This is a genomic window from Candidatus Acidiferrales bacterium (assembly GCA_036514995.1).
Taxonomy (GTDB): domain Bacteria; phylum Acidobacteriota; class Terriglobia; order Acidiferrales; family DATBWB01; genus DATBWB01.
Map to the genome: position 1 here is coordinate 16,979 of DATBWB010000102.1, position 10,841 is coordinate 27,819.

10 protein-coding genes are annotated in these 10,841 nt (G+C 59.8%); all 10 read right to left on the reverse strand.

Features of this window, described 5'->3' with window-relative positions:
- Positions 1-170: 170 nt before the first annotated feature.
- Entirely contained in the window at positions 171-1,505 is a 1,335-nt protein-coding gene (locus VIH17_07340) for a TldD/PmbA family protein (GenBank protein HEY4683049.1), read from the reverse strand.
- Complete coding sequence (locus tag VIH17_07345) at positions 1,495-2,955, reverse strand: TldD/PmbA family protein (protein HEY4683050.1); 1,461 nt, start codon at positions 2,953-2,955, stop codon at positions 1,495-1,497. Before VIH17_07345 ends, VIH17_07340 begins: the two co-directional genes overlap by 11 nt.
- Positions 2,956-3,030: 75 nt before the next feature.
- On the reverse strand, positions 3,031-4,305 hold the full coding sequence (ahcY, locus tag VIH17_07350; protein HEY4683051.1) for an adenosylhomocysteinase: 1,275 nt from the start codon (positions 4,303-4,305) through the stop codon (positions 3,031-3,033).
- A 41-nt stretch (positions 4,306-4,346) separates the two neighbouring features.
- The gene (gene metK, locus VIH17_07355; protein ID HEY4683052.1) at positions 4,347-5,528 is read right to left on the reverse strand and encodes a methionine adenosyltransferase; all 1,182 of its coding nucleotides are present in this window, start codon (positions 5,526-5,528) and stop codon (positions 4,347-4,349) included.
- A 125-nt stretch (positions 5,529-5,653) separates the two neighbouring features.
- Complete coding sequence (locus tag VIH17_07360) at positions 5,654-6,211, reverse strand: archaemetzincin family Zn-dependent metalloprotease (protein HEY4683053.1); 558 nt, start codon at positions 6,209-6,211, stop codon at positions 5,654-5,656.
- Between the two features lie 100 nt (positions 6,212-6,311).
- A complete protein-coding gene (prfB, locus tag VIH17_07365) occupies positions 6,312-7,385 on the reverse strand; it encodes a peptide chain release factor 2 (protein ID HEY4683054.1) in 1,074 nt (357 codons plus the stop codon).
- Between the two features lie 48 nt (positions 7,386-7,433).
- Entirely contained in the window at positions 7,434-9,038 is a 1,605-nt protein-coding gene (gene lnt / locus VIH17_07370) for an apolipoprotein N-acyltransferase (GenBank protein ID HEY4683055.1), read from the reverse strand.
- Positions 9,038-9,619 (reverse strand): SPOR domain-containing protein, encoded by a 582-nt coding sequence (locus tag VIH17_07375; protein HEY4683056.1) that lies wholly within the window; start codon positions 9,617-9,619, stop codon positions 9,038-9,040. The genes lnt and VIH17_07375 overlap by 1 nt, the downstream gene beginning before the upstream one ends.
- A 4-nt stretch (positions 9,620-9,623) precedes the next feature.
- A complete protein-coding gene (locus VIH17_07380) occupies positions 9,624-10,391 on the reverse strand; it encodes a slipin family protein (protein ID HEY4683057.1) in 768 nt (255 codons plus the stop codon).
- An 18-nt stretch (positions 10,392-10,409) separates the two neighbouring features.
- On the reverse strand, positions 10,410-10,841 hold a 432-nt coding region (locus VIH17_07385), incomplete at its 5' end, for an NfeD family protein (GenBank protein HEY4683058.1).

Here is a 10,841-nt window from a genome sequence, read left to right on the forward strand (position 1 = left end):
CGCAAAAGTCCCTGGCGCGCCGTCGCTCGTTCTCAGCAAAGGAGTCTCGGCCTCTGCGCCCGCGTTCGCGCTCAAGGTGCGTCGCTCCATGACGGAATCAAACGCAGGAGGCCGTAGGCTGGAAGCTAGAGACTTTGCATCTTCCGCTTCTAGCCTCTGGCTTCCAGCCTCTAAAACTTCGTGACTTCAGTGAAGTGGAAGTTGCGGACCTTCATGGCCGGCACAACCATGTCGAACGCTTCTTCGCCTGAAGCGCGCACCGCCGGGCCAACCATTTCTGCGTTGGCCAGCATCTTCAGCACGCTTTGATTGAAGCGCAAGTTGCGGATGCCTCCGACCATCTTTCCATTCTCGACCAGGAACGTTCCATCGCGGGTCATGCCGGTCAGGACTTTTTCATAGGGATCGACTTCGCGGATGTACCACAGGCGGGTGACCAGGATGCCGCGATCGGTGGAAAGGATCATCTGCTCGAGTGCGTGGGAGCCGCCCTCGAAAACAAGGTTGAGCGGTGCTTCGCCCCATTCACTAGGCAACGGCAGGCCATGGCCGGTGGGGCGGGCGTTGCATTTCCTGGCCGTCTGGCGCGCATAGACCAAATTCTTGGGCGTGCCGCGGTCAACCAGCAAGACGCGTTCGCGCGGCAAGCCCTCGCCGTCAAAGGGCGCGCCCGTCTGCAAGGGATGATAGACATCATCCCAGAGCGTGATGCAATCGGCAAAAAGCTTCTTGCCCAGCCGTTCCAAAAAACAGCTTCGCTTGTCCTGAAGGGCGGTGGCGGAAAAGTCGTAGAAGAGAAAGCCCACCAGGTCGAGTACGGCAGCCGGTTCCAGGATCACGGTATATTCGCCCGGCTGAATTTCGCGCGGCGTGGCCGAGCGCAGGGCTTTTTCCGAAGCACCTTCGGCCAGCGCGCGAACGTCAATCCGATCTGCCGCCGGCGAGCTTGCCTTGGCCCAACCAGTGCTCGTCTGGTCCAGCATCGTTATGGAAAATTCGGCATGCGTCTGACAATGATAGGCAAAGAGGCCGCGGGAGTTCACCAGGGCCTGAAAGACGGAAGAATTCGAGAAGATGCCGGCCGCGGTCTGTTTGTGTTGCTCGGCTGTTCGGATCGCGTTTCCCGCCGCGCGAGCGCGATCCTCCGGCGTCAGGAGAGCGGTGGCCGGATCGTAGCGTTCCACGCCGGTGTGGCTTTCTGGTCCGACCATAGGCAGCAGTTCCGGATTCGGGGGCTGCTGGCGAGCCATCTGAAGCGCTTGTTCGGCAGCACGCCGCAAGGAATCATCATCCGTCTTGTTGGTCGATGCCCGCGCCATGCGGCCATCCACAACGCATCGGACGGAAATGGTCAAGCCCTCCTCCGCCGCGTTCTGGTGGATGGTGTTGTTGGCAAAGCGAGTCAACGCCGACCGGCCGCCCTCGATCAGCACCTCGGTCTCATCGGCAGCGCTGAACCGCCGCACTTTCTCGAAAAGCTCCTGGCACTGCTCCTTATTTAACATTGGCTACGCCGACCTGAATGTCGCGGAAGCGGGCAGGAGCCGCGCCGTGTCCGGTCCCGATGGTTTGCATCGGCTGGCCTTTACCGCAATTCGGAGTGGACCAAAGGACCCACTCTTCCGGCCCGGAAATCGCATCGCAAGCATTCCAAAATTCGGTGGTGATTCCGCTGTAGGAGGGATTCTTGATCATCCGGCCGCGCTTGCCATTCTTGATCTCCCAACCTATTTCCGTCCCGAATTGAAAGTGATAACGGCGGTCATCAATGGACCAGCTCCGGTTGGTCTCCATGTAGATGCCGTCTCGAGTGTCAGCCATCAAATCATCGAGCCGGCCTTGCCCCGGCAGCAGGCTGATGTTCGTCATGCGGATGAGGGGGATGCGATTCCAGCTTTCGGCGCGCATCGTTCCGTTGGAATAGTTCTGACCAAGCGCCGGCGCCGTCTCGCGCGACGTGATGTACCCGACGAAGAGACCATTCTTGATGATGTCGGTGCGCTGCGCGGCTACGCCCTCGTCGTCATAGGCGAACGTGCCGAGCGCCGGGCCATGTTCCAGACGGGCATCCGCCACCACGTTCACGATCGGGGAGCCGTAGGCAAGCTGGTCGAGCTTATCGAGCGTCAGGAAGCTGGTGCCCGCAAAGTTGGCTTCCATGCCGAGCACGCGGTCGAGTTCGATCGGGTGGCCGATGGATTCGTGGATCTGGAGAGCAAGCTGCGAACTGTCAAGGATAATGTCGCGCTTCCCTTCCGGGCAGCGGATCGCCTTGTGAAGCGCCACTGCTTCCTCGCCCACCCGCCGGGCGTGGGCCAGCACATTTGCTTTTTCGACCAGCTCATAGCCGCCCAGCGCCCATGCGCCACCGAGCGAGTTCGGGTAGGACCGTCTCTGAAGCTCATGCGCGTCAAAAGAGTTCGCCACGATGCCGACGCCCGACGCGGTCTTGACCTGCCGAATCCGCGAGCCGATGGTGGAGGCAAAGAGCTGATCCATCCGCCGAAAGCTCATCAATGTTTCCGCAAGCGTGACGCCGGGCACCCTGCGCATTTCCTCGTCGGCCTGGAGCAGGAGGTTCAGTTGCGCATCAATCGAGATGGCGAAAGGGTCCGACTGGCAAGGGGAATGCCACTCTGCCTCGACCTTCTCAACCGGCGCTAGCACCAGATCGTGTTTTTTTAGCGTAGCGCTCGCGCGTGCGATGGCCACGGCCGTCGCGGCGGTGGCCTCAATGGATTCGCGAGCCAGCCGGTCGGTGGCAGCAAAGCCCCAGGCGCCGTTGGCAATCACCCGGATGCCCAGACCCATGGACTCCGACGCGTGGAGTGTGCCGACCGCCCCGCCTTTGGTTGTCAGGTCTCGACTGTGGACGTCCACCACCCGCACGTCCGCGTAGGACGCGCCTCGGGCTAGAGCGGTATCGAGTGCGGAGTTGGCCCAGTCGTGCATCATGAGAAAAGACGAAATTCGAAACTGGAAAAGCGAAATACGAGACCCGAGTTTCGTGTTTCGAATTTCGAATTTCGGTTAGGTACCCTCGGACCAGGAGGCAAGGTACTCTTCCTGGTCGGGCGTGAGTTTGTCGATGAACACTCCCACGGAATCGAGCTTGAGCCGGGCAATCGTCCGGTCAATCTCCTCGGGGACGCGATAGACCTTCTTTTCCAGCTTGCCTGCGTTCTTCACCAGAAACTCGGCGGAGAGCGCCTGGTTGGCAAAGCTCATGTCCATGACGGAAGCCGGGTGGCCTTCGGCGCTCACCAGGTTGATGAGCCGGCCTTCCCCCAGCAAATAGATCTTGCGGCCATCTTTTAGCAGGTACTCATCCACGTAATCCCGAGCCAGCCGCTTGGTCCCGGCCAGTCTTTCGAGCGCCGGAATATCAATCTCCACATTAAAGTGCCCGGAGTTGCACAGCACCGCGCCGTCCTTCATCTGCTGAAAATGCTCTCCGGCGATGACGGTCTTGTTACCGGTGACGGTGATGAAGATGTCGCCGACCTTCGCTGCCTCGGCCATCGGCATCACCCGGTAGCCTTCCATGACTGCCTCGAGAGCGCGCAAGGGATCGACCTCCGCGACGATCACGTTCGCGCCCAGGCCGCGCGCTCGCATGGCGACGCCCTTGCCGCACCAACCGTAGCCGGCGACCACCACATTCAAACCGGAAATCAGAAGATTGGTAGCGCGGATGATGCCATCGAGGGTGGATTGGCCGGTGCCAAAACGATTATCAAAAAGGTGCTTGGTTTGGGCGTCGTTGACGGCGATCACCGGGAAGCGCAGCAGCCTGTCTTTTTCCATGGCGCGGAGTCGAATCACGCCGGTCGTTGTCTCCTCGGTGCTGCCCAGAATCTCTTGAGCAAGCTCGCTTCGCTTCGTCAGCGCGGTGGTGACCAGGTCGGCTCCGTCGTCCATCGTAATATGAGGCTTGTGGTCGAGGGCAGCGTTGAGGTGAGCGTAGTAGGTGGCGTTGTCTTCGCCCTTGATGGCATAGACGGGGATGCCAAAATCACGGACCAGCGACGCCGCCACGTCATCCTGGGTGCTCAAGGGATTCGAGGCGCAGAGGACCAACTCCGCGCCGCCGTCGCGCAAGGTGACGGCCAGATTCGCTGTCTCCGAAGTAACGTGGAGACAGGCGGCAATGCGCACGTTGCGGAGCGGAGCTTCCTTGATAAATCTCTTCCGGATAAGTTGGAGCACCCGCATTTGCTGGTTTGCCCACTCCATGCGCCGTTTCCCTCGATCGGCCAGTTGCGGGTCTTTGATATCACACGGAACCCTTGGAGAAGTGCTCATAAATAATCCTCTGATGGAGCGCAAGCGATAAAGGTCGGTTCTCAGGAGCGTTTGGCGGCAACCAGTTGGCCGAGGCCGGCTTCGCGACGAAGCGTTTCTGCTTTGTCTTCTCGCTCCCACGTAAATGCTGGCTCGGTGCGGCCAAAGTGGCCGTACACAGCCGTCTGGCGGTAGATGGGCCGGCGCAAATCCAGGGCCTCGATGATTCCCTTGGGCTTCAAAGGAAAATGCGTCCGAACCAGCTCGGTGAGTTGCGCCTCGGGAATTTCACCGGTGCCATACGTCTCCACCATCACCGAAACGGGATCAGCCACGCCGATGGCATAGGCAAGCTGGAGTTCGGCACGCCTTGCCAACCCGGCAGCGACAATGTTCTTGGCAATATGCCGCGCCATATAGCTCGCCGACCGGTCCACCTTGGTCGGATCTTTGCCCGAGAAGCAGCCGCCGCCATGATGGCCCGCGCCGCCATAAGTGTCCAGGATGACCTTGCGGCCAGTCAGGCCGGCGTCGCCTTGCGGCCCGCCTACCACAAAGCGCCCCGTGGGATTGATATGAAACGTGGTCTTCGAGTCCATCATGCGGGCCGGTATGACCGCCCGAATCACTTCCGCCATGATTCCGTCCCGCAAGACACCGTTGCCGACATCGGGACTGTGCTGCGCCGCGACCACCACCGTATCCACCCGCGCCGGTTTGCCATTGCGGTACTCGACCGTAACCTGGGATTTGCCATCGGGGCGAAGGAATTCGAGGATTCTTGCTTTGCGAGCCTCGGCCAGGCGGCGGGTGAGCTTATGAGCCAGCATGATCGCCATCGGCATCAGCTCCTCCGTTTCGTCGCAAGCAAAGCCAAACATCAATCCCTGATCACCGGCGCCGCCTGGGTCCACGCCTCTCTTGATGTCAAGGGATTGCTCTTTGAGCGCACAGAGAACAGCGCAGGTCTCCGCATCAAATCCGTATTTGGCCCGGGTGTACCCGACATCGCGGATGACGTTCCGCGCAACCCCGGGAAAATCCACCACGGCACTGGTCGTGATTTCTCCCGCGATGATGGCAAGCCCGGTTGTGACCAGCGTCTCGCAAGCCACACGCCCGTACGGATCTTGCGCCAGCACCGCGTCGAGCACCGAGTCAGAAATTTGGTCGGCAATTTTGTCCGGGTGTCCCTCAGTTACAGACTCCGAGGTAAACAGGTAGTCTCGGGCAAGTTTATTCACTTAACTTCTCCCTTCCTCGATTGCAAACCAGCGACTCTACCAGAGCCACTCCATACTGTCAATTCCTTCTGCCGGAACGGGTTATAAGCATTTTGAAGGACACAACGTGCGTTCCACGGGCCTCCTCAGAATCGCTCGAAAAGCCGGCGACAGGCAGGACAAAACTCGCTCGACTTCGCGTCCACCTCGGACAAACTGTTTGAAAAGCTCATCACGCACTGCCGGTCCGGGCAATGCCCCAAACCAAAGAGATGGCCCGTTTCGTGCATTGCCTCCCCGGCCGCGCGCGTTTCAAACAGTCGCTGGTCGGCTGACTCGCCAAAACGTTCGGGGTTTAATCGCCAAAGAGAGATTACCCCAACAGCGACCGAGGGAGCTGCCTCGCCAAAGACAAAATTCAGCCCATCCGCGTATAGGTCCACATCCACGATGGCAAGAATCCTGGACCCACCGACGGCGGGCCGCTCCGCTTCCAGAACTTCCAATATCCGCGTCGAGTTGTACTGGCCACGTTGCCGATTAAGCGCTCCGTCGGCCAACGGCCTGGCTGCCATTTTTTTCACATTCTTTCCCAGGGCGGATCTCAACACGGCCATGATCCTGTCAACAATCTGTTCGGAAACCTCGCCCAGCGGCAAGAGAACGACGTCAGCAACTGGCCCCGATCTTGTCGGGGCTGGCATGCCCATATCTTCTCCCCCCGAAGCATCTGGAGCATGTGGCGGGTTGCAGGGCACCGCTTTCGAAATGGGCCTTATCGCGCTCCTTGCGGTGTCAGTTCCCCTATTCTTCCCTGCTCTCCCACTTCCCAAAACCTTTCTTCCGCCCCAGCAGATGGGAGCGTATCAAGCGGTCGAGGTCGCCATCCAACACTCGCTCCACATCGCCAATCTCAACCTTGGTGCGGTGGTCTTTGATGAGCCGATAGGGATGAAGGACGTAGGATCGTATCTGACTGCCGAAAGCGATCTCCGGCTTGGCTTCGTTCAACTGTCGTGCCTTTTCCTGCCGCTTCGCCAATTCGTGTTCATAAAGACGGGAGCGCAGAATCTTCATCGCCATGTCTTTGTTCTTGTGCTGGCTGCGCTCGTTCTGGCACTGCGCCGCGATGCCGGTAGCAAGATGGGTGATGCGCACGGCTGAATCAGTGACGTTGACGTGCTGCCCGCCGTGACCCGACGATCGAAATGTATCAATCCGAAGATCCTCGGGGCGGATGACCACTTCAATGGTCTCGTCAATTTCCGGGATCACAAAAACCGAAGCGAAAGAAGTATGCCGCCGCGCCGCCTGGTCAAACGGCGAAATCCGTACCAGCCGATGAACGCCGCTTTCGCCCTGAAGCAAACCGTAGGCGTGTTCTCCCTGCACTTCGAGCGTAACCGACTTCACGCCGGCCTCCTCGCCGGCGAGAATCTCCGTGATGGTCGCGCAAAAGCCGTTCCGCTCCGCCCACCGCAGATACATGCGCAGAAGCATCTCGGCCCAATCCTGCGACTCGGTTCCGCCGGCGCCGGGATGAATCGTCACGATGGCGTTCAGGCGGTCCTTCTCGCCGGAAAGAAGCGTTTTCGTTTCCAATTCATCAGCCAGCTTCGATAACGCCTCCACCTCTTTGGCCAAATCGTCGGCCACGTTTTCGCCTTCGTGGGCGAGCTCGAACAGAGCATTGACATCGGCGTCAAGCCGCGCCAATTGCTCGCTCGCGCGAACCTGATCCTCCGCCCACTTTCGCTGCTGGAGAAACTTTTGGGCTTGTTTCTGGTTCTGCCAGAAATCGGGTTGGGCTATCTTGGATTCGAGTTCGGTGAGAAGCTTCTGCCTGGCGGGGACGTCAAAGAAAGCTCCGAAGTTCAGCGATCCGCGGTTTCAACTGCTCATATTGCCGTTCGAGATCCTCGATCATCATGTTTTCCTCTCCTTCTTCGTCAGGGCGTGGACTCCTCCGCCCAGCGCCAGCAGGACACAAAGCCATGCCCACCAATCGCCAAAGCGCGCGTAGAGCGTCCGCCGGGAAACAAAATCAAACGAGCCAATCAAAACCGAGCGTTGATCGGGAAGAAGGCGACTTACGATCCGGCCGTAAGGATCTACGATCACGGTGTGCCCGTTATTGGTCGCTCGAAGTAGCCACCGTCGCCCCTCGACTGCCCGCACGCGGGCCATGTTCAGATGCTGGTCCGGCGCCGCCGTGCGCCCGAACCAGCCATCGTTCGAGATATTGACCAAAGCCTCGGCGCCGCGCTCGACGAATTGTCTCACCTCGGCCGGGAAGATGGCCTCGTAACAGATGAACGTTGCCACCTTGCCCCGGTGAGTGGCCGCCAGCGTCCGCTCCCTCCCCGGCTCAAAATCCCCCGCTTCCGCAGTCAGCCTCTCGGCAAAAAAGAACAGCTTTCGCACAGGCACATATTCGCCGAAAGGAACCAGGTGAATTTTATCATACTGCGCAATGACCTTTCCGGCGGGATCGAGCATCGCTGCGCTGTTGTACGGTGCCATTTTCCCATCGGCTCGTTTCCGCCAATCTACGATACCAACGAGAAAATAGGACCGGGTGCGCTGGGCAATGCGCCGCGCCCGCGCGCGAAATTCCGGATCGTGGTTCAAATAGAAGGGAGCCGGGACCTCCGGCCAGATGACCAGCGCAGGCTCTTTGCCAGGCGGAACCGCCTCGACCGTGAGCCGCTCGAGTTCGTCCACCGCCGGCTGAAACCGCTCCTTCCAGTCTTGGGGGTATTCGCTGAACTGAGGCAGGTTGGTCTGGACAAGATAGGCACGCATCGCCCCGGCCGGGTGCGGCCAGGGGATCAGCCGGTTGGCCACACCCAGCGCCCCGACCAGCGCGATCAACGCCCCGACCGGCCGCCAGCTTCGCTCCAAAAGAAGCCACACCACCAGCGCGTTGAACCCCAAAAGCAAGAAGCTAAGCCCATAGATGCCGGTGATTGTGGTGAGCTGGACGATCCCGATTTGCGGCGCCACCGCATACCCCAGAAGATCCCAGGGGAAACCGATGACGACGTAAGTGCGCCCCAGCTCGAGCGCTACCCACAAAAAGGGCGCCATGAGCAGCGCCGCCCGGTACCCCGGATGTTCCTGGTGAGTTAACCGCGGGACTCCCCCCGCATCGCTGCCGCCCGGAAGTCGCAGCCGGCTCCGGTAACGCTGTTCCATCCAGCAAAGGCCTGCCGCGAACAATCCAAAAAAGCAGGCCAGCTCGGCTACCATCGCGCCTAGCACGCCGATCGCCGCTGGCGGCGAAATGTTTCCGTAGTTTCGCAGAACGGCGTAAATCCAATAGCAACTGATGCTGAAAAAGGCAAGGCCGGCGATATACCCGGCCGCAAATGCTCGTCGGACTCGCCACCTTTGCGAAATGGCCAGGTAGATGAGCGGGACAAGCGCAAACCACGCCAGCCAGAAGTACTGCGTTCTGGGGAAGGCGAGCGAAAGAGCTGCCCCGCTGCCGATGGCCCAAAGCCAGTCGAAATAGGAGCGTTGCGCCATCAGTGTTTGACAATGGCTTTGAAGCCCTCTTGCGCGAGTTTTTGGCGGACCGCTTCCGCCTCCCGGGCGTCAGCAAATGGCCCCACCTGTACGCGATAGTAAGAGTCAGACCCGGGCGGCACAACAAATGCCGCATAGCGCTTTCGCTTCAACCTGGCCACTAGGTGCCGAGCCTCGTCCGGGTTCTTGAGTGCCGCCACCTGCACCATGTTCTTGGCTCCAGTGGGAGCCGGCGCAACCGGGCGAGGAGCCGGAACGCTTCTTTCCCTCTTTTCTTCGACTGGCGGCGCGGGCACCAATTGTGGCTTTGTTTTCCCGGCTTTCTTGTAGAAATCCCAATCGGCGGGTGAAATGACTGGTTCCGCGCCTGGCGACGAACCCCGCTGCGGCTGATCGGCGGCTTTTAGCCCTGGCACGGGGCGGGGCCCGGCAATCTTTGCGTCTGCTTGTTGCGAGCGGCCAAGCACGTAGCCGAGCGTAAAGAAGACGCCTCCGAGCACGACTGCCACCAGGAAAACCCCAACCAGGTGCCGGCTCTCCAGCACCATCGCCGAACCCGAGTTGCTCCGCCCCCGCCCCATCGCTCTACTTGGGCGCGAGCGCTTGTTTGGTCCACAAACTGATCAAATCAATCGGCAACGGAAAAACAACGGTCGTATTTTTTTCAGTGCCGATCTCAGTAAGCGTCTGAAGATAACGCAACTGGATGGCCGCCGGCTGCGTGGCCAATATGCCGGCTGCCTCAGCGAGTCTTGCGGACGCCTGGAATTCTCCCTCAGCGTGGATGACCTTGGCGCGGCGCTCCCGCTCGGCCTCAGCCTGACGGGCAATCGCTCGCCGCATCTCTTCCGGGATATCCACCTGCTTCACTTCCACCAAAGCCACTTTGATACCCCACGGTTCGGTGTGCTCGTCGATGATTTGCTGAATGCGCTCGTTAACCTCTTTGCGCTTGCTGAGAAGATCGTCGAGCTCGACTTGGCCGACGACGTTTCGCAGGGTCGTTTGGGCAAGCTGTGAAGTGGCATAAAGATAGTTCTTCACGTAAGCCTGAGCGCGGTTAGGATCAATCACGCGAAAGTAGCAAACCGCGTTGACCTTTACCACCACGTTGTCACGCGTAATGATGTCTTGCGACGGGACGTCGAGCGTCTCCAACTGGAGCGAGATCCGGTAGAGTACTTCAATCGGCCAGAACACCAGCCGGATGCCGGCCGCCACCGGCACGGGCCTCATCCGCCCGAGCCGCAGGATCACTCCCCGCTCCCACTCCTTGATAATCTTGATGGAATTGAGAAGCCAGAACAGAACGATCAATGCAGCCGCAATCTGCCAAACGCTGAACACTTGCATAGGAGACTCCTTTCGAATCTAACTCGACCGCTGGGATGAGGTTGAGGCTTGAGTCGAGACGGCTTCCACCCTCACTTTTAGTCCCTCGACGCTTACGACTCGCACCTTCATCCCCGCTGGAATTTTTTGCTCGGAGATGGCTCGCCAGTTCTCGCCATGAATGAAAACTAATCCTTCCCCCTCAATCGCCTGGCGCACCTCGCCAATCTCCCCCACCATTTCCTCTGCACCGGCGGCCATCTTCCAGGCGCGGGACTTCAGCACCAGACGCAGCAGAAAGACCGTGATTGCGGCAAAGGGGATCGCCACCGAGATGGCCGTGCCCCAGCGCACGCCCATTTCCGGTACCGGCGATTCGAACAGCATCACCGCGCCAAAGACCATTGCCAGCACTCCTCCCACTGCCAGAACTCCATGGCTCACAAACTTCGCTTCCAGGACAAACAATAC

What these genes read in the sequence shown, in the direction of transcription:
- VIH17_07360 (HEY4683053.1), bottom strand. Translation starts at nt 6,211, where the DNA reads ATGCCAGCCCCGACAAGATCGGGGCCAGTTGCTGACGTCGTTCTCTTG.
- VIH17_07340 (HEY4683049.1), bottom strand. Translation starts at nt 1,505, where the DNA reads ATGTTAAATAAGGAGCAGTGCCAGGAGCTTTTCGAGAAAGTGCGGCGG.
- lnt (HEY4683055.1), bottom strand. Translation starts at nt 9,038, where the DNA reads ATGGCGCAACGCTCCTATTTCGACTGGCTTTGGGCCATCGGCAGCGGG.
- ahcY (HEY4683051.1), bottom strand. Translation starts at nt 4,305, where the DNA reads ATGAGCACTTCTCCAAGGGTTCCGTGTGATATCAAAGACCCGCAACTG.
- VIH17_07380 (HEY4683057.1), bottom strand. Translation starts at nt 10,391, where the DNA reads ATGCAAGTGTTCAGCGTTTGGCAGATTGCGGCTGCATTGATCGTTCTG.
- VIH17_07345 (HEY4683050.1), bottom strand. Translation starts at nt 2,955, where the DNA reads ATGATGCACGACTGGGCCAACTCCGCACTCGATACCGCTCTAGCCCGA.
- VIH17_07375 (HEY4683056.1), bottom strand. Translation starts at nt 9,619, where the DNA reads ATGGGGCGGGGGCGGAGCAACTCGGGTTCGGCGATGGTGCTGGAGAGC.